The 21,882-nt window shown below is 73.0% G+C and carries 21 protein-coding genes; 14 read left to right on the forward strand and 7 right to left on the reverse strand.

Annotated elements, in window-relative coordinates; all coding sequences use genetic code 11:
• Nucleotides 1–81: 81 nt before the first annotated feature.
• Nucleotides 82–885: an enoyl-CoA hydratase/isomerase family protein gene (locus ACL02T_RS07125; RefSeq protein WP_412829853.1), complete on the reverse strand. Its 804-nt coding sequence runs from the start codon at nucleotides 883–885 to the stop codon at nucleotides 82–84.
• 34 nt (nucleotides 886–919) lie between these two features.
• A complete protein-coding gene (locus tag ACL02T_RS07130; RefSeq protein ID WP_412829854.1) occupies nucleotides 920–1,807 on the reverse strand; it encodes an alpha/beta hydrolase in 888 nt (295 codons plus the stop codon).
• Between the two features lie 111 nt (nucleotides 1,808–1,918).
• On the opposite strand from ACL02T_RS07130, the gene ACL02T_RS07135 reads away from it, so the two are divergent.
• The 11 genes from ACL02T_RS07135 (at nucleotide 1,919) to ACL02T_RS07185 (ending at nucleotide 14,505) form a co-directional block, all read left to right on the forward strand.
• Nucleotides 1,919–3,061, forward strand: a complete 1,143-nt coding sequence (locus ACL02T_RS07135; RefSeq protein WP_412829855.1) for an acyl-CoA dehydrogenase family protein — start codon at nucleotides 1,919–1,921, stop codon at nucleotides 3,059–3,061.
• A gap of 24 nt (nucleotides 3,062–3,085) precedes the next feature.
• Complete coding sequence (locus tag ACL02T_RS07140) at nucleotides 3,086–4,756, forward strand: class I adenylate-forming enzyme family protein (protein WP_412829856.1); 1,671 nt, start codon at nucleotides 3,086–3,088, stop codon at nucleotides 4,754–4,756.
• A gap of 13 nt (nucleotides 4,757–4,769) precedes the next feature.
• Entirely contained in the window at nucleotides 4,770–5,999 is a 1,230-nt protein-coding gene (locus ACL02T_RS07145; protein WP_412829857.1) for an acetyl-CoA hydrolase/transferase family protein, read from the forward strand.
• A 25-nt stretch (nucleotides 6,000–6,024) separates the two neighbouring features.
• Nucleotides 6,025–7,722 (forward strand): AMP-binding protein, encoded by a 1,698-nt coding sequence (locus ACL02T_RS07150; protein WP_412829858.1) that lies wholly within the window; start codon nucleotides 6,025–6,027, stop codon nucleotides 7,720–7,722.
• A complete protein-coding gene (locus ACL02T_RS07155; protein WP_412829859.1) occupies nucleotides 7,719–8,903 on the forward strand; it encodes an acyl-CoA dehydrogenase family protein in 1,185 nt (394 codons plus the stop codon). The genes ACL02T_RS07150 and ACL02T_RS07155 overlap by 4 nt, the downstream gene beginning before the upstream one ends.
• Nucleotides 8,903–10,042, forward strand: a complete 1,140-nt coding sequence (locus tag ACL02T_RS07160; RefSeq protein WP_412829860.1) for an acyl-CoA dehydrogenase family protein — start codon at nucleotides 8,903–8,905, stop codon at nucleotides 10,040–10,042. The genes ACL02T_RS07155 and ACL02T_RS07160 overlap by 1 nt, the downstream gene beginning before the upstream one ends.
• Before the next feature lie 16 nt (nucleotides 10,043–10,058).
• Entirely contained in the window at nucleotides 10,059–11,240 is a 1,182-nt protein-coding gene (locus ACL02T_RS07165; RefSeq protein WP_412829861.1) for an acyl-CoA dehydrogenase family protein, read from the forward strand.
• A complete protein-coding gene (locus ACL02T_RS07170) occupies nucleotides 11,240–12,043 on the forward strand; it encodes an enoyl-CoA hydratase/isomerase family protein (protein WP_412829862.1) in 804 nt (267 codons plus the stop codon). Before ACL02T_RS07165 ends, ACL02T_RS07170 begins: the two co-directional genes overlap by 1 nt.
• A gap of 23 nt (nucleotides 12,044–12,066) precedes the next feature.
• Nucleotides 12,067–12,339 (forward strand): SDR family oxidoreductase, encoded by a 273-nt coding sequence (locus ACL02T_RS07175; protein ID WP_412829863.1) that lies wholly within the window; start codon nucleotides 12,067–12,069, stop codon nucleotides 12,337–12,339.
• A 9-nt stretch (nucleotides 12,340–12,348) separates the two neighbouring features.
• The gene (locus ACL02T_RS07180; RefSeq protein ID WP_412829864.1) at nucleotides 12,349–13,515 is read left to right on the forward strand and encodes an acyl-CoA dehydrogenase family protein; all 1,167 of its coding nucleotides are present in this window, start codon (nucleotides 12,349–12,351) and stop codon (nucleotides 13,513–13,515) included.
• A gap of 219 nt (nucleotides 13,516–13,734) precedes the next feature.
• Nucleotides 13,735–14,505, forward strand: coding sequence for an SDR family oxidoreductase (locus tag ACL02T_RS07185; RefSeq protein WP_412829865.1), 771 nt, complete (start codon nucleotides 13,735–13,737; stop codon nucleotides 14,503–14,505).
• A gap of 21 nt (nucleotides 14,506–14,526) precedes the next feature.
• On the opposite strand, the gene ACL02T_RS07190 is transcribed toward ACL02T_RS07185, so the two are convergent.
• From ACL02T_RS07190 to ACL02T_RS07210, 5 genes are all read right to left on the reverse strand, one after another.
• Nucleotides 14,527–15,720, reverse strand: a complete 1,194-nt coding sequence (locus ACL02T_RS07190; protein ID WP_412829866.1) for an AMP-dependent synthetase/ligase — start codon at nucleotides 15,718–15,720, stop codon at nucleotides 14,527–14,529.
• A 13-nt stretch (nucleotides 15,721–15,733) separates the two neighbouring features.
• Nucleotides 15,734–16,138: an AMP-binding protein gene (locus ACL02T_RS07195; protein WP_412829867.1), complete on the reverse strand. Its 405-nt coding sequence runs from the start codon at nucleotides 16,136–16,138 to the stop codon at nucleotides 15,734–15,736.
• An 11-nt stretch (nucleotides 16,139–16,149) separates the two neighbouring features.
• Entirely contained in the window at nucleotides 16,150–16,272 is a 123-nt protein-coding gene (locus tag ACL02T_RS07200) for a hypothetical protein (protein WP_412829868.1), read from the reverse strand.
• A gap of 225 nt (nucleotides 16,273–16,497) precedes the next feature.
• Nucleotides 16,498–17,964, reverse strand: coding sequence for an aldehyde dehydrogenase family protein (locus ACL02T_RS07205; RefSeq protein ID WP_412829869.1), 1,467 nt, complete (start codon nucleotides 17,962–17,964; stop codon nucleotides 16,498–16,500).
• Nucleotides 17,961–19,094: a zinc-binding dehydrogenase gene (locus ACL02T_RS07210; protein WP_412829870.1), complete on the reverse strand. Its 1,134-nt coding sequence runs from the start codon at nucleotides 19,092–19,094 to the stop codon at nucleotides 17,961–17,963. The genes ACL02T_RS07205 and ACL02T_RS07210 overlap by 4 nt, the downstream gene beginning before the upstream one ends.
• Nucleotides 19,095–19,617: 523 nt before the next feature.
• On the opposite strand from ACL02T_RS07210, the gene ACL02T_RS07215 reads away from it, so the two are divergent.
• Genes ACL02T_RS07215 through ACL02T_RS07225 form a run of 3 tightly spaced genes read left to right on the forward strand, consistent with a single transcriptional unit; the run spans nucleotide 19,618 to nucleotide 21,879 of the window.
• Nucleotides 19,618–20,406, forward strand: coding sequence for an SDR family NAD(P)-dependent oxidoreductase (locus ACL02T_RS07215; RefSeq protein ID WP_412829871.1), 789 nt, complete (start codon nucleotides 19,618–19,620; stop codon nucleotides 20,404–20,406).
• Nucleotides 20,403–21,437, forward strand: a complete 1,035-nt coding sequence (locus ACL02T_RS07220) for an LLM class flavin-dependent oxidoreductase (RefSeq protein ID WP_412829872.1) — start codon at nucleotides 20,403–20,405, stop codon at nucleotides 21,435–21,437. The genes ACL02T_RS07215 and ACL02T_RS07220 overlap by 4 nt, the downstream gene beginning before the upstream one ends.
• On the forward strand, nucleotides 21,430–21,879 hold the full coding sequence (locus tag ACL02T_RS07225; protein ID WP_412829873.1) for a MaoC family dehydratase N-terminal domain-containing protein: 450 nt from the start codon (nucleotides 21,430–21,432) through the stop codon (nucleotides 21,877–21,879). Before ACL02T_RS07220 ends, ACL02T_RS07225 begins: the two co-directional genes overlap by 8 nt.
• Nucleotides 21,880–21,882 lie beyond the last annotated feature (3 nt).

Raw genomic sequence — 21,882 nt, forward strand, 5'->3', positions numbered from 1 at the left:
GGTTACCAGGCGATCGACGATCGACGCGGGGTCCGATATCCGACCGGGTGGTCGGGAACCCGCCCCGCCGAGCCCGACCCGTCAGTCCCGGCCCGCCCCCCGGCCGAAGCGCGGCGGCCGCTTCTCCACGAACGCCGCGATCCCCTCCCTGGCCTCGGCGGTGCCGAAGAGCCGCTCGATCCCGGACGCCTCGGCGCGCATCCCCGCTCGCCGGCCACCGTCGAGGTACGCCAGCACGCACGCCTTGAGCTCGCTCAGCGCCGGGCGGGCCCCGGCCGCGATGCCCGCGGCGTACTCCACCGCGTCGGGCACCAGCCGGTCGACCGGGTGCACGCTGTTGACCAGCCCCAGCGCCAGGGCCTCCGCGGCACCGAGCTGGCGTCCGGTGTAGAGCAGGTCCAGGGCCCTGCCCTTGCCCACGACCTCCGCGAGCCGCTGCGTGCCGCCCGCCCCGGGGAGCAGCCCGAGCTTCACCTCGGGCAGCCCGATCCGGGCCCCTTCGGCGAGCATCCGCAGGTCGCACGCCAGTGCCAGCTCCATGCCGCCCCCCATGGCGTGCCCGTTGACCGCGGCGATGGTCGGCAGCGGGATGGCCTCGATGTCGTCCATCGCCCGTTGGATGCCGCTGATGAACCGGGGCATCTGGTCCGCGCCGAGCGCGTTCATCATCTTGATGTCGGCCCCCGCGACGAACCGCGGCCCGGCCCCGGTGATGACGAGCGCGCCCACCTCGTCGCGGGCCGCCGTCCGGGTCGCCGCCAGCGAGATCTCCTGGACGAGCGCGAGGTCCAGCGCGTTCGCCGGCGGCCGGTCCACGGTCAGCAGGCCGACCCCGCGGTCGACCTCGATCCGGACGTGCTGGAACCCGGTCTCGGTCACGGTCATCTCGTCGCCTCCGTCGTGGTCGGGCGGTCGCGGCTCAGCGGGCGCCGAGCACCCGGTCCAGCCAGGCCACCAGGTCGGCGACCACCTCGGCCCGGTTGGTCTCGTTCAGGATCTCGTGCCGGCCGCCCTCGTAGGTGACGACCGTGACCTCGGTGAGCCCGGCCGCACGGTAGCGCTCGACGAGCAGGTTCAGCAGGGCGAGCCCGGCGTTGATCGGGTCCTGGTCACCGGCGACCACGTAGAGCGGCAGGTCCGTGCGGATCCCGGCCAGCCGCTGCGGGTCGGCCAGTTGGGTGCCGGACCCGAACATGAGCTTGGACGAGGGGATGTCGGTGCCGAAGCCACAGGCCGGGTCGGCGACGTAGGCGTCCACGACCGCCTCGTCGCGGCTGAGCCAGTCGGACTCGGTGCGGGTCGGCTCGAGCGCGGCGTTGAACCCGGCGAGCTCCAGCGGCTGGTCCAGGTCGATGGCCGCGGCCAGCTGGTCCAACGCGGTGGTCCCGGACAGCACGACCGCGTCGACGCGGTCGCTGTGGTCGAGCAGGTACTGCTGGGTGGCCAGCGAACCCATGCTGTGCCCGAGCAGCACGACGGGCAGCCCCGGGTGGGTCTCGTGGACCTTCTCCAGCAGCGCGCCGACGTCCCCGACCAGGCGGTTCCAGCCGTCCTCCCCGAAGTCCCCGAACCGGGACGGGTCGCCGGCGGTGGCACCGTGGCCGCGGTGGTCGTTGGCGTAGACCACGAAGCCGGCCTCGTTCAGGGCAACCGCGGTCTCCGCGTAGCGGCGCGCGTGCTCGCCCAGGCCGTGCGCGATCTGGACGACGCCGCGCGGGGCGCCCACCGGGTCCCACCGGTAGACCACCACCCGGGTGCCGTCCCGGGACACCAGCTCCGAGGTGTGGGCCTGCTCGACGGTGCTCATCCGGATCCTCCTCAACGAGGTCGTGCACAGTGGGTCGCGCCTAGTGACGCGGTCGCCGGGAGACGCTAACGTACCGGGTGATCCTTATCAGGAAAACAGCGAGGTTTTCAGATGGCAGCCCTTCGGGAGCGGCTCACCCCGGAACAGACCGACTTCGTCAAGGCGGTGGATGCATTCTGCGAGCGGGAGTGCCCGCCGCACAAGCTGCGCGAGATCACCGCGGGCGGCACCGTCGCGCACGACGACACGCTCTACCGGAAGCTGGCCGCCACCGGTTGGCTCGGGTTGACCATCCCCGAGGAGTACGGCGGCTCGGGCGGCGAGCTGTCCGACGTCGCGCTGCTCACCGAACGCCTGTCCTACCATCGCCTGCCGGTCACCGGGTACCTCACCACGGTCATCACCGCCCAGGCGCTGATCAGGTTCGGTACCGAGGAGCAGAAGCAGCGCGTGCTCCCCGGGGTGGCCCGGGGTGACGTGCTGTCCATCGCGATCACCGAGCCGGACACCGGATCGGACGCCGCGGCGGTGCGCACCCACGCCCGCCGCGACGGCGACGGCTGGCGGATCAACGGCGAGAAGATCTACACCAGCAACGCCAACCACGCGCGCTGGGTCCTGGTGGTCACGCGCACCAACCCGGACGCGTCCAAGCACCGCGGCATCTCGCTGTTCCTGGTGCCGACGGACCGGGTCGACGTGACCAAGCTGGACATGCTCGGGCACATCGACACCACCATCACCCGCTACGCGGACGTCCGGGCCACCGACGCCGACATCGTCGGCGGGATCGACTCGGGGTGGCAGGCGCTGGTCCAGGGGCTCAACAGCGAGCGGATGATCATCGGTGCGGAGGCGGTCGGGGTCGGCCAGCGCGCGTTCGACGACGTGCTGCGCTATGTGAAGGACCGCCACCAGTTCGGCCAGCCGATCGGCCGGTTCCAGGCGCTGCAGCACGGGCTCGCCGAGACGGCCACCAAGCTGCTCGCCGCGCGGCTGCTGGTCCGGCACGTCGCCGAACTGCTCGACGAGGGCGACCCGGCCCCGGCCGAGGCCTCGATGGCGAAGCTGTTCGCCACCGAGACGGCCAAGGAGGCGGCCCTGCAGGGCATGCAGTTCATGGGCGGGATGGGCTACAGCATGGAGAGCGACATGCAGTCCTACGTCCGGGACAGCCTCGTCATGACCATCTTCGGCGGCACGTCGCAGATCCAGAAGAACATCATCGCCGGCCAGCTCGGCCTCAACGACTGACCAGCACCACGACCGGGGAGCACCATGACCGACAAGCTCAGCGACCGACTCGACGAGCTGGCCGCCCGCGACGACACCTGGGTCACCCGCGAGGTGCTGCAGCGCTACGTCGACGACGGCGCCTGGACCGAGCAGAGTTTCGTGCACGACCTCGAGCGGCACGCGGCCGAGCGGCCGGACTCGCTGGCGATCATCGACGAGGACGGCCGGCGCACCAGCTACGGCGAGTACGAGCAGCGGACCCGGCGGTTGGCGAGCTCGCTGCTGGATCTGGGCCTGCGGCCCGGCGACCGGCTCGCGATGCAGCTGCCGAACTCCAGCGAGTTCTGCCTGACGTTGCTGGCCTGCGCCCGGGTGCGGATCATCCCGGTCTTCCTGCACGTGGTCTACGACGAGCACGACCTCGACTACGTGCTGAACCTGACCGGGGCCCGGGCACTGGTCGTCCCGGCCTCGTTCAAGGGCCGCGACTTCGTCCCGCTGGCCCGCACGATGCGCGAGCGGATCGCCGTGCTGGAGCACATCGTGGTGGTCGGCGGCGACGGCGGCGACGGGCTGCTCTCCTTCGAGGACCTGACCGCGGCGGAGCCGGCGAACGACATCGAGGCACTGCGCCCCACCGGCGCCGACCCGTTCTTCATCATGTTCACCTCCGGCACCACCGGGCGACCGAAGGCGGAGCTGCACACCCACGCCAACAACCTGTTCTGGATCCAGAGCTTCGAGCAGGGCCAGCAGTTCCCCCGCGACGCACAGTGGATCATCGTCACGCCGATCGCGCACCTGACCGGGCTGGGCCTGGGCGTGCTCTCGGCGCTGCGCCGCGGCGCGGCGTTCACGCTGCTGACCGGCTGGGACGTGAACCGCTGCGTCGAGCTCCTCGAACGCGACAAGCCGACCTACCTGCTCGGGGCGGCGCCGATGCTCATCGACCTCGCCCGGTTCCCCGACCTCGGCTCGCGTGACGTGCAGAGCCTGCGCGGCATCTGCTACGCGGGCGCCCCCTGCCCGGCCGAGACCCTCAACGCGCTCAACGCCCAGCTCGGTGCCGAGATCGCCGCCTTCTACGGCTACACCGAGGCCGGTGTCACGCACATGACGCGGCCGGGCGACCCGATCTCGGTGACCAGCCGGAGCATCGGCTCCGTGATCGACGGGATCGAGATGCGCCTGGTCGACGACGACGGGAAGGACGTCGAGCTGCCCGGGCAGGGCGAGCTCTGGTCGCGCGGGGCGAACTTCGTGGTCGGCTACTACGGCCAGCCGGAGACGACGGCGAAGATGTTCACCCCCGACGGGTGGTTCCGCTCCGCCGACATCGTCCGCTTCGACACCGACGGCTACGGCTACTTCGTGTCCCGCCGCGACGACCTGATCAACCGGGGCGGGTACAAGATCGACCCCCGGGAGATCGAGGAGCTGCTCTACGAGCACCCCCGGGTCGGCCAGGCCGCGGTCGTCGCCATGCCCGACGAGCGGCTCGGTCAGCGGGCCGCGGTCTTCGTCGTCCCCGCGACCCCCGGTGACGACGTCGCACTGGCCGATCTCACGGCCTTCCTCGAGGAGAAGGGACTGAGCCGGACCAAGTGGCCGGAGGCGGTCGAGCTGGTCGAGTCCTTCCCGATGACCAGCACCGGCAAGTTCATGCGGTACTCGCTGCGCGACCGGGCCGAGCAGCTGCGCCCGCAGCGATGACGCCGGTCCCGCCGTGATCGACCTGCGCGAGTTCGTCCGCCCGGGCGACACGGTGGCGTGGGGGCAGGCCGGCGGCGAGCCGCGGGCGTTGATCGGTGCGCTGCTGGCGCAGGCTCCGGGGCTGGGCGGGGTCACCGCGTTCGTGGGGATGACCTTCGACGACCGGCTCGCCGCGGCTCCCGGCGTGGCGCTGCGCTCCTACGGCGCCCTGGGCGTGCTCTCCGGCGGGCCGGTGCAGGTGCTGCGCTGCCACATGTCGTCGCTCCCCGGTCTCATCCGGTCCGGCCGCCAACCGGTGGACGTGGCGTTCTGCCAGGTCTCACCGGCCGACGCGGACGGGTACCACGGCCTCGGGGTGAGCGTGGACTACCTGATGGCGGCGGTCGGGAGCGCGCGGGTGGTGCTTGCCGAGGTCGACCCGAGGGTGCCGGTGACGCACGGGCCCGGCCGGGTGCACGGCTCGGTGTTCGCCGCCACGGTGGCCACCGACCGCGGGCCGACGCCGGTCCCCGATCGGCCGGGAGGCGAGATCGAGACCCGGATCGCCGCGCACGTCGCGGCGCTGGTCCCGGACGGGGCGGTGCTGCAGCTGGGCGTCGGCGGGCTGGCCACGGCCGTCGCGGGCGCGTTGCGCGGCCACCGCGGGCTGCGCGTGCACAGCGGGCTGGTCGGGGACTGGCTGGTCGACCTGGACGAGAGCGGGGCACTGGCCACCGGCGACGGGCCACCGGCCGTCGTGGCCGGCACGGCGCTGGGGACCGACCGGCTCTACCGCTACCTCGACCGCAACCCCCGCGTCGAGATGCGGCCGGTCGAGCAGGTCCATCCGGCCGCGGTGACCGCGGCGCTGCCCCGCTTCACCGCGGTGAACCAGGCCCTGCAGGTGGACCTGGACGGGCAGGTCGGCGCCGAGTCGGTGGCCGGCCGGTACCTCGGGGCGATCGGTGGCCAGGTCGACTTCCTGCGCGGTGCCGCGGCGTCGGTCGGCGGGGTCGGGATCGTGGCCCTGCCGTCGGTGACCACGCGCGGCGCGTCCCGCATCGTCGAACGGCTCGACGGGCCCGTCACGACGCCGGCGGCGGACGTCGGCTGGGTGGTCACCGAGCACGGTGCCGCCGACCTGCGCGGCCTCAGCCGCGGCGAACGGGCCCGCGCGGTGCGGGCCGTCGCCGATCCGACCCACCGGCCCGGCCTCGGCGACATGGAGTCCAGCCGTTGCCCCACCACGGCCACTACCTCATAATTCTTATGATGAACGGAGGCAGGCGATGGCGGCAGCGCAGCAGTCATTCCCGCTTCGCGACGACGCGGGCGTCACGCGCATGTACGAGCTCGGCCTGTGGGACGAGCGGACCCTCGCCGACATCGTGGGTGAGCACGCCCGCACCCGGCCGGACAAGCCCGCGGTGGTCGACGCGCGCGGGCGGCTGAGCTACCGCGAGCTCGGTGACCTCTCGGCCCGGTTGGCGGCGGTGCTGCACGGGCTGGGGGTCGGAGCCGGCACGCCGGTCGCCGCACAGCTGCCCGGCTGCACCCTGCTCCCGGCCCTGCACCTCGCGTGTGCCCGGATCGGTGCGCTGTTCATGCCGCTGAGCACCGCGTGGCGTGGCGCCGAGCTGCGCCCGCTGCTGGCCGCGGTGGGTGCCGCGGTACTGGTGGTGCCCGGTACGGGCGGGATCGACGGCGACGACTTCGACTTCGCCGGCCTCGCCGCGTCGATCCGGGCCGAGCTGCCCGGGCTGCGCGCGGTGCTCCCCGCCCGCGGCGGGAGCGGCGAGACGATCGAGGCGCTGGCCGCCGCGGCCGACCCGCTCACCGACGCACAGCTGGCGGCCCTGCGCGTCCCGGCCGGGGCGCCCACGCTGGTGATGTCGTCCTCGGGCACGACGGGCACGCCGAAGGCCGCGGTGTGGGGCGGCAACGACCTCAAGGCCCTGCTGCTGCACAACGTCGTGCCCCGGCTGCGGCTGACTGCCGACGACGTCGCCGCGGGCCTGGCCCCCGCGGGCACCGGTTCCACCGGCTACATCTTCCCGGTCCTGACCCCCCTGCTGCTCGGCGCGACGGCGGCGATCCTGGAACGGTGGTCACCCCGGGCCGCACTCGACCTGATCGTCGCCGAGGGCGCCACGTACGCCACCGCGATCCCGACCCAGATGGTGATGCTGCTGCCGCTGGACCTGGAGGACGCCGACCTGTCCCGCTTCACGCGCTTCAACAACGCGGGCGCCCCGCTGCCGCCCAGCACCGCGCGGGAGCTGGAGGAGCGGATGGGCTGCCGCGTGCAGAGCATCTACGGCTCCACCGACGGCGGGGTGCCGGTGATGACGTCCGTGGACGACGACGACGAGGTCCGCCGCACCACCGTCGGCGCGATCTGCACCGGGGTCGACGTCCGGCTCGTCGGCGCCGACGGTGCCGTCCTGGCCGCGGGCGAGGCCGGCGAGGTCTGCTGGCGGGAGAGCAAGTCCTACGGCTACCTGAAGCAGCCGGCCTACGACGCGGCCGCGTTCGACGCGGAGCGCTGGTACCACTCCGGCGACGTCGGGCGGTTCGACGAGCGCGGCAACCTGCGGATCGTCGGGCGGATCAAGGACATGATCCTGCGCGGGGGCACCAACATCTTCCCGGCCGAGATCGAGCACCTGGTGGCCCAGCACCACGCCGTCGCCGACGTCGCGGTGGTCGGGGTGCCCGACGACCGCCTCGGCGAGCGGGCCTGCGCCGTCGTCGTCCCCGTCGCGGGCGCGACACCGGATCTCGCCGGGCTCTGCGCGTTCCTGCGCGAGCGCGAGGTGGCCGTGGTCAAGCTGCCCGAGGAGCTCGTCCTCGTCCCCACGCTGCCCACCAACGCCGGCGGCAAGATCGACAAGGCGCAGGTGCGCGAGAGGGCCGTCCGGGAGCTGCGCTCCCGGTCGGCCGCAGCGACCACGACCGACCACCCCGCCACGGAGGGAACCGCATGACCATCCCGCTCGACCAGCTGACCGACGCCCAGGCCGACCTGGTCGCCCGCGCCCGCACCATCGCCCAGAACGAGCTGCGACCCCGTGCCGCCGAGTGGGACCAGCGCGCGGAGTTCCCGGAGGAGCAGTTCGACGTCCTGCGCAAGGCCGGCATGGCCGGTCTCACCGTCCCGGTCGAGTACGGCGGCCAGGGCCTCGGCACGTTCGAGGCGTGCCTGGTGCTGGAGGAGCTGTCCGCGGGCTGCCTGGCCAGCGCGATGACGATCCAGATGCAGGTGAACGGACCGCCCCGGGTGATCGCCCGGATCGGCACCGACCAGCAGCGCAAGGAGTACCTGCCGCGGGTCGCGGACGGTTCGGTGTGCTTCTCGATCGCCATGACCGAGCCCCAGGCCGGCTCCGACGGCACCGCATTGCAGACCACGCTGCGCCCGCACGGCGACGGGTTCCTGCTCAACGGCGAGAAGTGCCACATCACCGGTGCGCTGCGCTCGGACGCCTTCCTGGTGTTCTGCCGGGCGCCGGACACCGCCGGCCCCGACGGCATCGGCGCGGTCCTGATCGACCGTGACGTCGAGGGCCTCGCCCCGATCGAGACCGAGCCGAAGATGGGCGGCCGCGCCATCGCCGAGGGCATCATGCGCTTCACCGACGTCCCGGTGCGTGCCGACCAGATCGTGCTCGAGCCGAGGAAGGGCTCCCGGGACGGGGCCAGGTTCCTCATCCGCCAGTTCAACCCGGAACGCTGCGGCAACGCGGCGATGTCGATCGGCCTGGCCCGCAGCGCGCTGGACGACGCGGTCGCCTACACCAAGGAGCGCGAGCAGTTCGGGCGCCCGATCGTCGAGTTCCAGGGCCTGCAGTGGAAGATCGCCGACATGGCCACGGCCATCGACGGCGCACGACTGCTGCTGTGGCGCGCGGCCCGCACCGACGTCCAGGGCTTCCCCGGCATCCGGGAGACCGCGATGGCGAAGCTCGCCGCGAACGAGGCGGCCCTGATGGTCACCTCCGAGGCCTTGCAGCTGCTCGGCCACAAGGGCTACCTGACCCGCAACCCGATGGAGCGCTACGTGCGCGACGCCTTCGGTCTCGGGATCGGCGGCGGCACCACCGCCGTGCTGCGCAACATGATCGCCGGCGAGGTCACCGGCGTTCGCGTCAGCCAGCGGAAGTCCTGATGGACCTGGCCCTGTCCGCCGAGGCCACGGCGTACCGCGACGGGCTGCGGTCGTGGGTCGGGGAGCACCTGCCCGCGCACTGGCGCGACGTGCCGGTCGGCACCGGTGACGACGCCGAGTACGTCCGGATGCGCCGCGAGTGGGGGCGCATGCTGCACCGCGGTGGCTGGCTGGCGCCGCACTGGCCGGTCGCCCACGGCGGGCGCGGGCTCGGCGTCGACGCGCAGCTGGCGTTCCTCGACGTACTGGTCGCGGCGGGTGCCCCCGAGCAGATGAACACCAACGGGATGGGCATCTTCGCGCCGGCCCTGATGGCGTTCGGCACCCAGGCCCAGCAGGACCGCTACCTCGGCCCGATGCTGGCCCACGACGACATCTGGTGCCAGGGCTTCTCCGAACCCGGAGCCGGGTCCGACCTGGCCGGGCTGGCCACCCGGGCGGTTCCCGACGGCGACCGGTTCGTGGTGTCCGGACAGAAGGTGTGGACCTCCTACGCGATGTTCGCCCAGCGCTGCTACCTGATGGTGCGGGTCGCCGGGGTGGCGAACGGCGTCACGATGGTGGTGCTGCACATGGACCGGCCGGGCATCACCGTCCGGCCGCTGCGCAACATCACCGGGAGCAGCGAGTTCTGCGAGGTCTTCCTCGACGACGTCACGGTCGACGCCGACGACGTGGTGGGCGGGATCGGCGACGGATGGCGGGTGGCCACCTACGCGCTCGCCCGGGAGCGGTCGACCGGGTTGGCCCAGCGGGCCCTGCAACTGTCCCGCGAGCTGGAGCTGATGAACCAGCAGCTGCACCGCGACGGCCACGCCGACGACGTGCTGGTCGAGGCGTTCGTGCGCAGCCGCGCGGTGGACAGCACCGTGCGCCGGGTGCTCGCGACGATCGCCGACGGCGGCGAGCCGGGGATGCTCGCACCGGTGGCCAAGGTGTTGTGGAGCGAGGGCCACCAGGCCCAGCTCGCCACCCTGGTCGAGGCGGCCGGCCCGGAGGTCACCGGCGCCGGCCAGGGCTGGTCGGACTGGCTGCGGGCGCTGCTGTTCAGCCGGGCGGAGACGATCTACGGCGGTACCTCGGAGATCCAGCGCAACCTGATCGCGAAGTCGCTCGGCATGCCGAGCGACCGCGGCTGAACGGACGAGGAGCGGTATGGACTACCGGATCGACGACGAGGCGGCCGCGCTGCGGTCGGCGCTGCTGGAGTTCCTGCGCGAGCGGATGCCCGACCCCGGCACGGAGCCCGGCGATGCCGCGCGGCGCGCCGCCTGGCGGGAACTGGTCGGGTCGGAGTGGCTGGAGCACTTCGCCTCCGGGACCGAGGACGGTGCCGACCCGGCCGCGCGGGTCGCGGCGCTGCACGTGGCCGAGGCGTTCGGCGCGGCACCGGTCACCGGGCCGGTCGACGCCGTCGCCGGCTACCTCATGCCGCTGGCGCTGGCCACCGGTTGGACCGCCGGCCTCGAACGGCTGCGCGACGGGTCGCTGGTCACGGCTCTCGTGCCGGGGATCGACGCGCCCGGCCCGGACGCCGTGCCGCGCCGCCGGGCGCGGCGCCTGGCCGCGGTGCGCGGCGGGGACGGGGTGCGGGTCAGCGGCGTGCTGTCGCAGGTGCCCTGCGCTGCGGGCGCCGACACGGTCGTCGTCGCGGTCGAGTTCGACGGGCGTCCGGCGGTGGCACTCGTCGAGCTCGACCGCGCCGGGGTGTCGGTCGGCGAACCGTCCGGCGTGGACCTGCGCCGGCCGGTGGCCGACGTGACCCTCGACGCCGTCGCGGTCGACGCCGCCTCGGTGCACACCCCTTCCGACCTGCTCGAACACGAGGACGCCTGCGCGGCCGGGCACAGCCTGTTCCTCGACGCCGAGGCCGTCGGCGGCAGCACGGAGGTGATCGCCCGCACCGTGGCCTACTGCACCGACCGGGTCCAGTTCGGCCGCCCGATCGGATCCTTCCAGGCCGTCCGGCACCGGTTGGCCGATGTGACGGCGAAGGTCGAGGGGGCCCGTTCGCTCGCCTACCGCGTGGCGTGGGACCTCGCCACCGCCGCCCCCGGCGCGCCCGCCGACGTGGTCGCCAGCCGGCTGTGGTGCTCGGGCGCCTACCTCGCGGCGGGAGAGGCGGCGGTGCAGTGTCATGGCGGCGCGGGCTTCACGTGGGAGCAGGGCGTGCACCTGTTCTACCGCGCCGCCCTGTCCGGGCGCGGCGGCGCCGGCCTCGCCGCGGCCCGCATCGCGCTCGCGGCGCACCTGGGTGCGCTCGCCGACCCGGCCCCGGCGGGCCCGGACCCCGAGCTCGTGGCCGAACCCGTCGGGGCGATGGGAGGGGCGCGCTGATGGGCGAGCGGGTCGTACTGGTCGACCGACCGGAACCGGGTGTCGCGGTGATCACCCTGAACCGGCCGGCCGCGCGGAACGCGGTCGGGTGGCAGACGTGGGAGGAGCTCGGTCCGGCGGTGGCCGGGGTGGCTGCCGACGACAGCTGCCGGGCGGTCGTGCTGACCGGATCGGGCGGGTCGTTCTGCGCCGGTGGGGACGTCAAGTCCTCCCCCTCGCGCGGCACCGGGATCGGGGCACCTGCGGCGCGGCTGCTCGTCGGTCAGCGGGTGCTGGAGGATCTGCTCAGGCTGCCCAAACCGGTGCTCGCCGCCGTCGAGGGCCCGGCGATGGGCATCGGCTGGAGCCTGGCGCTGGCCTGCGACGTCGTCGTCGCGGCCAGGGATGCGGTGTTCGGCGCCCCGTTCGTGCTGCGCGGGCTGGTGCCCGACGGCGGTGCCGCCTGGTTCCTGACCCGGGCGCTCGGCCGGCAACGGGCTTCGGCCCTGCTGCTCACCGGCGGCCGGATGACCGCGGCGGAGGCCGCGGCGGCGGGCCTGGTCGGGCAGCTGGCGGAGCCGGGTGCCGCGCTCGCCGACGCCGTCGCGATGGCCGCGGCCATGGCCCGGGGGCCGGCCGAAGCCCTGCGCCTGACCAAGGGGATGGTCCGCGCCGCCCACGACCTGCCGCTGGAGCGCTTCCTCGAGGTCGAGTGGCTCTCGGCGACGCTCGACATCACCGGTCCCGACGCCGCGGAGGGTCGTGCGTCCTTCGTCGAGAAGCGCGAACCCGACTTCTCCGCCGTCCGGGACAGCCCACTGTAGCCCACTCGCCCGAAAGGGACACCATGACGGTAGGGACCGACCTCAACGGCCCGGTCGCGGCGGTGACCGGCGGCAGCAGCCCGCGGCCACGCCGTCTCCCCCGGCACCAGCGCCCAGGCGCGCAGCCGGCAATCGACACGTTGCAGGGCGAGGAAGGGCCTCTCGCCGCCCACCTGATCCGCAGGCTCGGCGACCCCGCCGACGCGACCGATGCCGTCCTGTTCCGCTGCTCCGACACGAGCTCCCAGCTGACCGGGCAGATCCTGTCGGGCGGCGGCCGCACGATGGCCGAATGAAGGAGACCCATGGATTTCGAGCAGAACGAGGATCACGATGCACTGCGCAAGGGCGTGCGCGAGGTGATCGCCCGCTACGACGACGCGTACTGGTCGGCGTGCGACGCCGAGCACCGCTTCCCGACCGAGTTCTACCAGACACTCGCCGACGGCGGCTGGCTCGGCGTGGCGATCCCCGAGGAGTACGGCGGCGCCGGGCTGGGCATCACCGAGGCGGCGCTGCTGCTGCAGGAGGTCGCCTCCTCAGGTGCGGCCATGAACGGCTGCAGCGCCATCCACCTCACGCTGTTCGGAATGAACCCGCTGGTCAAGCACGGATCCGTGGAGCTGCGCCAGGAGCTGCTCCCCCGGGTCGTCTCCGGCGACCTGCACGTGTCCTTCGCGGTCACCGAGCCCGACGCCGGCACCGACACCAGCCGCATCACCACCCGGGCGCGCCGCGACGGTGACGGCTACGTCGTGGACGGACGCAAGGTGTGGATCACCAAGGCCCAGCAGGCCGAGTACCTGCTGCTGCTGACCCGCACCACCCCGCTGGAGGACTGCGCCAAGCGTACCGACGGGATGACGCTGTTCATGGCACCGATGGACCGCTCCGCCATCGACGTCCGCGAGATCCCCAAGATGGGCCGCAACGCGGTCAACTCCAACGAGCTGTTCATCGACGGCCTGCGGGTGCCCGAGGCGTGTCGCATCGGGGAGGAGGGGCAGGGCTTCCGCTACCTGCTCGACGGTCTCAACCCCGAACGCATCCTGCTCGCCCACGAGTCGGTCGGCATCGGTCGTTCGGCGGTGGACCGGGCCGTCACCTACGCCAAGCAGCGGGTGGTGTTCGACCGCCCAATCGGTCAGAACCAGGGCATCGCGTTCCCGTTGGCCGAGGCGACGATGCAGCTGGACGCGGCCGAGCTGGTGGCCCGCAAGGCAGCGTGGCTCTACGACCGCGGTCGGCCCTGTGCCCGCGAGGCCAACTCGGCGAAGTACCTCGCGGCCGACGCCGCGTTCTTCGCTGCCGACCGTGCGGTGCAGACCCACGGCGGTTTTGGCTACGCCGTCGAGTACCACGTGGAGCGCTACTTCCGGGAGGCCCGGCTGATGCGGATCGCGCCGATCTCCCAGGAGATGGTGCTCAACTACGTGAGCGAGCACGTCCTCGGCCTGCCCCGGTCCTACTAGGGTCGGCTTGCCCCGACAAGGCGTTCCCGGCACCCGGGGGTCGGCCCGGATCGGCCGACCGCAGACGTGTCACCCACTGCCCTCCCGAGCAATGGAGACGATCATGCAGGAGCCGACCCCGTCATCCGGCCGGACGCCGTTCCGTGAGCGCAGGCGGATCGTCGACGCCCTGACCGCGTCCGCGACCGGACGCGCCCCGATGTACCGGACGGCGTTCTGATGGCCGCCGGGGTCCGCCTCGACGGGCGGGTCGTGCTCGTCACCGGGGCCAGCCGCGGGTTGGGCCGCGGGTACGCGCTCGACCTCGCCCGCCGCGGCGCCGCGGTCGCGCTCAACGCCCGTGACGGGGACGCACTGGCGGCGCTGCGCGCGGAGATCGAGGCCGCGGGCGGCCGGGCCGCCGTCGCCGCCGGCGACGTCGGCGCCCCCGGCGTGGCCGAGCAGGTGCTGGAGGCCGCGACCGCGCTCGGCCCGCTCGACGCCGTGGTGAACAACGCGGGGGTCAACCGGGACCGGACAGTGGCGAAGATGTCCGACGAGGAATGGCACTCGGTGATCACCGCCAGCCTCGACGGCACCTTCTTCGTGTGCCGGGCTGCGGTACGGGCCTGGCGGGCCGGTGGGCGCGGTGGCCGCATCGTCAACACCGCCTCGGTCGCCGGCCTCGTCGGCAATGTGGGCCAGGCGAACTACGCCGCGGCGAAGGCCGGGGTCATCGGCTTCTCGCTCAGCCTCGCCCGCGAGGTCGCACCGTCCGGCATCACCGTCAACGTCGTGTCACCGCGGGCGGTCACCGAGATGAGCGAGTCGATCCCGCCGGAGCGCCGCCGGGCCTTCTACGAGATGCAGTCCCGCACGAACACCCTGGGTCGGCCGGGCACCCCGGAGGACGTCGCGCCGGTGATCGCGTTCCTGTGCAGCGCGGAGAGCGCCTACCTGACCGGCCAGACCCTCACTGTCACCGGCACCCCCGGGACGTCGGTGGGATGACGTCGCCGGGGTGCCGGGCGGTCACCCGGCATAGAGCGCCTCGATGTCCGCGGCGTACTTGGCCGCGATCGGCTTGCGGCGCAGCTTGCTGGTCGGGGTCAGCTCGTCACCGGCCGGCAGCCACTCCTGCGGGAGCAGCGTCCACCGCTTGATCTGCTCGATCCGCGACAGCGTGGCGCTCGCCCGGGCGACGCCCTCGCCCACCTCGGCGAGCACCGCCGGCTCCCGGGAGAAGGCCGCCAGGTCCGAGGCGTCCAGGCCGTGCGCGGCGGCGAACGCGGGGACGGCCTCGGCGTCCAGCACGAGGATGGCGACGTTGTAGGGCCGGGCGTCGCCGAAGCAGACGGCCTGGCCGATCAACGGGCTGCCGGACTTGAGCTCAGCCTCGATGTTGGCAGGCGACATGTTCTTCCCGCCGCTGTTGATGATCAGCTCCTTCTTGCAGTCGATGATCGTGAGGTAGCCCTCGGCGTCGATCCGGCCGACGTCGCCGGAGTGCATGAAGCCCTGCTCGTCGACGGCCTCGGCGGTCTTCTCCGGCTGGTTGCGGTAGCCGCGCATCACGATCGGGCCCCGGACGAGCACCTCCCCGTCCTCGGCGAGCCGCACCTCCACCCCCGGGAGCGCTGTGCCGCAGGTGCCCAGTTTGATCCTTCCCGGCGGGTTCCAGGTGGCGATCGGCGAGAGCTCGGACATGCCCCACACCTCGGCCATCATCAAGCCGAGTGCGGCGAAGAACTCGTGCACCGGCATCGGCGTGGGCGCGGCGCCGACCAGCCGGACCTCGGCCGTGTCCAGGCCGAGCCTGGCGCGCAGGGGCGCCAGCACCGCCTCCTCCCCCGAACTCGCGCGGCGCGCCGTCTCCGCGTCCGGCTCGGTGCCGGCCTGCTGCGCCCGGACGCGGGCGAGGTTGGCCTCCATCGCGTCGTCGAAGACGGCCCGGAACTCCGGCGCGGCGGCCGCGACCTGCGCCTCGACCGCGGCCTTGAGCTTCTCCCACACCCGGGGCACCGAGAGGAAGATCGTCGGTCGGCACTCGGCGAGGGCCGCGGCCAGCCGGGACGGGTCCGGGCAGCAGGTGACGGTATAGCCGAGGTTGTTGGCCAGGTAGATGCCGATCGTGCGGTCGGCGATGTGCGCGGCGGGCAGGTAGGATACCACCCGGCCACCCGGCTTGATCGGCCAGGTGCGCACCAGCATGTTCCACTGCGCCACCAGGTTGGCGTGGTCAGCTCCACGCCCTTGGGCGGCCCGGTGGCGCCGAGGTGTGGATCAGCGTCGCCACGTCGCCCGGTTCGACCAGAGCGCTCGCCGCGTCGAGGTCGAAGCCCGCGGGTGCGGCCGCGACAAGGTCGTCGAGGGACACGGTCGCGTCCTCGCCGGCCCCGTCGACCACCACGACGTGCTCGACGGAGCCGCCGAGCGCCAGCGCCGCCCGGACGACCGGGAGGAACTGCCGCTCCGTGACGAGGACCCGGTTGTCCGCATCGGAGAACAAGTAGCCGACCTGCTCGGCGGAGGAGGTGTTGTACACCGAGAACGGGGTGGCGCCGAGGTGCTGGGCGGCGGTGTCGACGACGAAGAACTCCGGCCGGTTGGCCAGCATCAGCCCGACGCTGTCGCCGCGGAGCACGCCGAGACCGCTCAGCCCCCCCCGGCGACGTCGGCGACCCGGTCGCGGTACTGGCTCCAGGTCAGCGTTCGCTGCTCGCCGACCGTGCGCAGCGCGACGTCGTCGGCGAACCGGGCTGCCGTCCGGGCGAACACCTGGGGCAGCGTCTGCGCCCCGTCGAGCGGCAGCGGCTCGCCGCACAGGGGTGAGCGAACCAGGTGTGGAGCTGTGTCGGTGGTCGCGGTTACGGGTCCTCCTCATCGAGCGAACGTGACGACGTCGCCGGGTACGTTAGGGGCGGTAACTCGCCGTGCCAGCCCCCGAACGGTCTGATCCGCATCCTCGGCCGCAGCGACGACTCCGGGTCAGCCCGCGTGGGGTCAGCCCGCGGCGAACCAGACCGACTTCTCCCGGGTGAAGTGGCTCATCCCGGAGAAGCCGCCCTCGCGGCCGAACCCGGAGTTCTTGTACCCGCCGAAGGGCACAGCGGGGTGCAGCAGGTTGTAGGCGTTGATCCAGACGTTCCCGGCCTCGATCCGGTTAGCGAAGCGCAGAGCGCGGTCGATCCGGCTCGTGAAGATGCCCGATCCCAGCCCGTAGGTCGCGTCGTTCGCGATGCGCAGCGCCTCCTCCTCGTCGGCGAAGGACATGACCGACAGCACCGGGCCGAAGATCTCCTCGCGGGCGATCCGCGCGGTCGGCTCGACGTTGTCGAACACCGTCGGGGTGACGTAGAAGCCGGGCAGGTCCGGCCTGGCCCCGCCGGTCACGAGATCGCCGCCCTCGTCGCGGCCGACCTGCACGTAGCCCTCGATCCGGTCCCGGTGCGCAGCCGAGATCACCGGACCGAGGACGGTCGACTCGTCGGCCGGGTCGCCGATCCGCAGCCCGCCGGCCGTCGCGACCACGGCGGCGAGCAGCTCGTCGTGCACCGCGCGGTGCACGAGCAGCCGGGAGCTGGCGGTGCACATCTCCCCGGCGTTGAGGAAGATCCCCAGGAAGGCCGCCTTGGCCGCGCCCGCGATGTCGGCATCGTCGAACACGACCAGCGGCGACTTCCCGCCCAGCTCCATCGTGCAGGTCTTGAGCTCCCCGCCGGCCGCGGCCGCCACCTTGCGCCCGACCGCGTCGGAGCCGGTGAACGACACGTGGCCGATCCCGGGGTGGCGCACGAGTGCCTCGCCCGCCGCCGACGCGGCGTCGGTCACCACGTTCACCAGCCCCGGCGGGATGCCGGCCTCCAACGCCACCTGGGCGAGCGCCAGCGCGGACAGCGACGCGAGCGGCGACGGCTTGATCACGATGGCGTTGCCTGCGGCGAGTGCGGAGACCGCCTTGCCCGTCGCGCCGACCAGCGCGAAGTTCCACGGCGTGATGCCGGCGACGACGCCGATCGGCTCCCGCAGCACCATCGTCACGAACCGGCCGGAGACCGGGATCGTGCGGCCCTCGAGCTTGTCGGGCATGCCGGCGTAGTAGCGCATGTTCTCCATCAGCATCGACCCGTCCACGGCGCGGGCCGTGGCGATCGGCTTGCCGACATCGAGACTCTCGATCTTCGCCAGGTCCGCCACCCGTTCCTCGCACAGGTCGGCCCACCGACGCAGCAGCCCGGCCCGGGTGGCGACCGACCGCCTGGCCCAGGCGCGCTGCGCCTCGCGCGCGACCCCGACGGCGTGGTCGACGTCCGCCGCGCCGGCCGCGGGCAGCCGCGTGATCACCGACCCGTCCGCCGGGTTGTGCACCGCGAAGGTCTCGCCGCTGCGGGCGTCGAGCAGCTCCCCGCCCACGACCATCTTGTCGACGAGCAGCGCGGGCGTCGGGACCGTGTCGGTCACCTGGGTCATGCGGGTCCTCCCTGGGCCAGATCGAGCACGGGGCGTTCGGCACTGCGATGGGACACCGCGTCGGCGAACGCAGCGTCGATGTCCTCGAGCGGGTAGCGGCGACCCGAGCCGAGACGGGTGATGACGGGGTCGGCCCGCAGGTCGCCGAGCATCCCGACGACGTCGCGGAGGATCTGCGGGGCGTAGAGCGCGACCCCGACCAGCGAGATGTTGCGCATCAGCAGGGCGAGCGCGGGCACCTGGAACACGTCGGACCCGCGGGTGATCTGGCCCATCTCGATGTAGCGGCCACCGCGGGCGAGCATCCGGACCCCCTCGTCGACCACGCCCGGCACCCCGGCGACCTCCAGGACCACGTCGGCGCCCCCGCCGGTGAGCTCGCGCACCCGGTCGACCCGTCCGGCCGGGTCACCGAACTCGGTGACGTCGACCGTGGCGTCGGCACCCAGCGCCGTGGCCGCCGCGAGCCGGTCGGCCATCGCGTCGACCGCGACGACCTGGCCCGCCCCCATCCGCTTCGCCGCGGCGACCGCGTAGAGGCCCAGCCCGCCGGCGCCCTGCACGACGACCCGCTCGCCCGGGCCGACCCCGCCACGCAACAGGCCCATCCAGGACTGGGCGGCCGCACAGTTCGCGCTGATGCCGTGCTCGGGTGTCATGCCGTCGGGGAGCTTGAGCACGTACTGGCCGCGGCGCAGGTGGTAGTAGTCGGCGAACGCGCCGACGAAGTGCGGCGGTTCCGACGGCGGGCGCAGCAGTCCGCCCATCACCGTCTCGCAGGCGTTCACCCGGCCCTGGGTGCAGGCGCGGCAGCGGCCGCACGGCCGGAAGTAGGCGAAGACGATCGGGTCGCCCTCGGCCAGCGGCTGTCCTGCGGAGTCGGTGGTGACCCCGGAGCCGAGCCGCTCCACGTGCCCGACGGTCTCATGACCGAGCAGCAGGCCGTTCGCCGCGAGGTCTTCCATGACCGGGTCCTCACCCCGCCAGTAGTGCACGTCCGAGCCGCAGATGCTCGTGTAGTCCAGCCGGGCGAGCACCTCGCCCGGACCGGGGTCGAGCACCGGGTACTCGATCAGCTCGAAGGGCTTCCCGGAGCCGAAGAAGATCGCGGCCCGTCCCGTTGCGCCCATGCGGTCACCTCTCGACACGAGTTCTCCAACGGACACCGTCGACGGTAGGCCGCGGGGACACCCGGCGGATGACGCGATTCGGGACACGCGCGGTCGCCCGTACGGCCCGTCACCGGAACGCCGCTACGCCACCCGGGCCGAACGCCGCCGTTAACCGCCGTTAATTGCCACGGCGACGGCGTCGTCCCGTCCGCACGACGCAGCCGCGTCCGGGGACGCCCCGTTCTTACCCGACCCCGCGATCGACCGGCTGCGGCCACAGTGCGGCCCCGGCCGGGTGACCCGCCCGGCCGCCCCCTGCAGCGGTCCCGGTCCCGGTCCCGGATCGAGGCGTGACCCCGCCGCCCCAGCGTTGTACGGTAACGACCGTTAACATGCTGCCCGTTCGATGAGGAGCGCATATGGCACACCACCGTCAGTACCTGCCTCACCCGGTCACCGAGTCGTCCGGGCCGAGGGCCGTGCGAGCGCTCACCCGCGCCGGGTTCGGCCCCGTCGAGGGCTGCACCTCATGACGGCGACGATGCCCGCTCCTCTGGAGGTCGCGGGTACCGGCCGGCTGGCCGGCAGGGTGGCCATCGTCACCGGGGCGGCCGGGGCCGGCATCGGCCAGGCCGTCGCCCGCCGCTACGCGGCCGAGGGCGCCAAGGTCGTGGTGACCGACGCCCACGCCTCCCGGCCGGCGCAGCTGGCCAAGGACATCGAGGACGCCCATGGGGTCGAGACGATCGGGATGACCGTCGACGTCCGCGAGCCCGAGCACATCGCGGCGATGGTGCGCGCGGCCACCGACCGGTGGGGCCGCATCGACGTGCTGCACAACAACGTGGGGATCAACAAGCTGGCCCCGATCTGGGAGATGGACGACGAGACCTGGGACTTCGTCCAGGACATCTGCCTCAAGGCCGCCTTCCGCACGCTGCGCGCGGTGCTGCCGGCGATGATGAAGCAGGGTTCGGGCTCGATCGTGAACATGGCCTCGGTGGCCGGGTACATCGGGTCGACGATGGGCGAGTCCGCCTACTGCGCGGCCAAGGCCGGCGTCATGGGCCTCACCCGGGCCGCGGCCGCCGAGCTCGGCCCCAAGGGCGTCCGGGTCAACGCCATCGCGCCCGGCCTGATCTGGAACCCCTTCCTGGAGCGCATCTACCCGCCCGGCGAGCTGCAGAAGCTCGTCGAGCCCGCCGCGCTGGGTCGCGCCGGTCAGCCCGAGGAGGTCGCCGCGCTGTCGCTGTTCCTGGCGTCCGACGAGTCCCGGTACATCACCGGAGAGGTGCACACCATCTCCGGCGGCATGTACTACAAGGCATGAGCACCTACGGGGTGTCGGTGCTCGGCGCCGACCTGAAGACACTCGTCGACACGGCGCAGGCCGCCGACCGTGCCGGCTTCGACGCGGCCTGGACCTCGGAGTTCTACTCCCGTTCCGGGTCGATCTCGATGGCGGCGATGGCCGGCCGCACGCAGCGCTGCCGGCTCGGTTCGTCGATCATGTACGGGATCGGGCGCAGCCCGCTGGTGCTGGCCACCGAGGCCCGCGACCTTGACGAGCTCTCCGGCGGCCGGGTCGTGCTCGGCCTGGGCAACGGCACGAAGCGGATGATGAGCGACTGGCACAGCGTCGCGGACACCTCCGCGCCCGCGCTGCGCATGGAGGAGCTCGTCCCGCTGATCCGCCGCATCTGGAACCTGCACGAGGGCCCGGTGCGGCACGAGGGCCGTTTCTACCACATGAACCTGGTGCCGACCGGCGAGCTGGAACCTCCGCAGCGGACCGTCCCGATCGTCACGGCCGGGGTGCGCCCGCGGATGTGCGAGGTGGCGGGCCGGGTGGCCGACGGCCTCGCCGGACACCCCTTGTTCACCACCACCTACGTCGAGGAGATCGTGCGCCCGGCGATCGCGAAGGGCGCCGCGCACGCCGGCCGGGACCCGGGCGAGGTCGAGCTGATCTCGATGGTGATCTGCGCCATCCACGACGACCCCGAGGTGGCGCGGCGCGAGGCCGCCCAGCAGATCGCCTTCTACTCCTCGGTCAAGTCCTACGACACGGTGCTCGACGTCAACGGCTTCACCGCACAGGGCGCGGCCATCCGGGAGGCGTTCGGGCGCCGCGACCTGCCCGCGATGTTCGCCGCCGTCACCGACGACATGATCGACACGATGGCCGTGGCCGGCACCGCGGAGCAGGTGCGCGCCGGGCTGAAGCGCTACGAGGGGGTGCTCGACCACATCATGCTGTACTCACCGTCGATGGGGCTCACCCCGCAACGCGTCCAGCAGAACCTGGACAGCATGATCCGCGAATGCGCACCCGCCGCAGGAGGTGAAGGCAGTGGCTGACGACTCACTCACCGGCCGGGACCTGGGGACCATGACGTTCCCGGTGGACCGGTCCAAGGTCCGCGAATTCGCCCGCTCGCTGGGCGACCCCGACCCGGTGTACACCGACCTCGACGCGGCCCGCGCCGCGGGTTTCACCGACATCCCGGTGCCGCCGACGTTCGTCGTGTCCTCCGCGCACTGGCGGGAGGAGGACAACATGGTCGCCACTCTCGGGCTGGACCTGCGCCGCGTGCTGCACGGCGAGTGCGGCTGGGAGTACCACGGCCCGGTGGTCGTCGGCGACGAGCTCACCGCCTCGCGCCGGGTGTCCGGCGTGAGTACGCGCGAGGGTAGGCGCGGCGGGACGATGACCATGGTCTCGATCGAGACCGACTTCACCAACCAGCGCGGCGAGCTCGTCGTCCGCCAGACCGACGTGCTCGTCGAGACCGGAGGCTGACCC

The organism is Pseudonocardia oceanicola (genome assembly GCF_047200735.1).
Taxonomy (GTDB): Bacteria; Actinomycetota; Actinomycetes; order Mycobacteriales; family Pseudonocardiaceae; genus Pseudonocardia.

Excerpts from the sequence above, each read along its gene's own strand:
- ACL02T_RS07170 (WP_412829862.1), top strand. The coding sequence starts at position 11,240 with ATGGGCGAGCGGGTCGTACTGGTCGACCGACCGGAACCGGGTGTCGCG.
- ACL02T_RS07210 (WP_412829870.1), bottom strand. The coding sequence starts at position 19,094 with ATGGGCGCAACGGGACGGGCCGCGATCTTCTTCGGCTCCGGGAAGCCC.
- ACL02T_RS07165 (WP_412829861.1), top strand. The coding sequence starts at position 10,059 with ATGGACTACCGGATCGACGACGAGGCGGCCGCGCTGCGGTCGGCGCTG.
- ACL02T_RS07125 (WP_412829853.1), bottom strand. The coding sequence starts at position 885 with ATGACCGTGACCGAGACCGGGTTCCAGCACGTCCGGATCGAGGTCGAC.
- ACL02T_RS07220 (WP_412829872.1), top strand. The coding sequence starts at position 20,403 with ATGAGCACCTACGGGGTGTCGGTGCTCGGCGCCGACCTGAAGACACTC.
- ACL02T_RS07205 (WP_412829869.1), bottom strand. The coding sequence starts at position 17,964 with ATGACCCAGGTGACCGACACGGTCCCGACGCCCGCGCTGCTCGTCGAC.
- ACL02T_RS07150 (WP_412829858.1), top strand. The coding sequence starts at position 6,025 with ATGGCGGCAGCGCAGCAGTCATTCCCGCTTCGCGACGACGCGGGCGTC.
- ACL02T_RS07215 (WP_412829871.1), top strand. The coding sequence starts at position 19,618 with ATGCCCGCTCCTCTGGAGGTCGCGGGTACCGGCCGGCTGGCCGGCAGG.
- ACL02T_RS07140 (WP_412829856.1), top strand. The coding sequence starts at position 3,086 with ATGACCGACAAGCTCAGCGACCGACTCGACGAGCTGGCCGCCCGCGAC.
- ACL02T_RS07175 (WP_412829863.1), top strand. The coding sequence starts at position 12,067 with ATGACGGTAGGGACCGACCTCAACGGCCCGGTCGCGGCGGTGACCGGC.
- ACL02T_RS07155 (WP_412829859.1), top strand. The coding sequence starts at position 7,719 with ATGACCATCCCGCTCGACCAGCTGACCGACGCCCAGGCCGACCTGGTC.
- ACL02T_RS07135 (WP_412829855.1), top strand. The coding sequence starts at position 1,919 with ATGGCAGCCCTTCGGGAGCGGCTCACCCCGGAACAGACCGACTTCGTC.
- ACL02T_RS07130 (WP_412829854.1), bottom strand. The coding sequence starts at position 1,807 with ATGAGCACCGTCGAGCAGGCCCACACCTCGGAGCTGGTGTCCCGGGAC.
- ACL02T_RS07160 (WP_412829860.1), top strand. The coding sequence starts at position 8,903 with ATGGACCTGGCCCTGTCCGCCGAGGCCACGGCGTACCGCGACGGGCTG.
- ACL02T_RS07180 (WP_412829864.1), top strand. The coding sequence starts at position 12,349 with ATGGATTTCGAGCAGAACGAGGATCACGATGCACTGCGCAAGGGCGTG.
- ACL02T_RS07185 (WP_412829865.1), top strand. The coding sequence starts at position 13,735 with ATGGCCGCCGGGGTCCGCCTCGACGGGCGGGTCGTGCTCGTCACCGGG.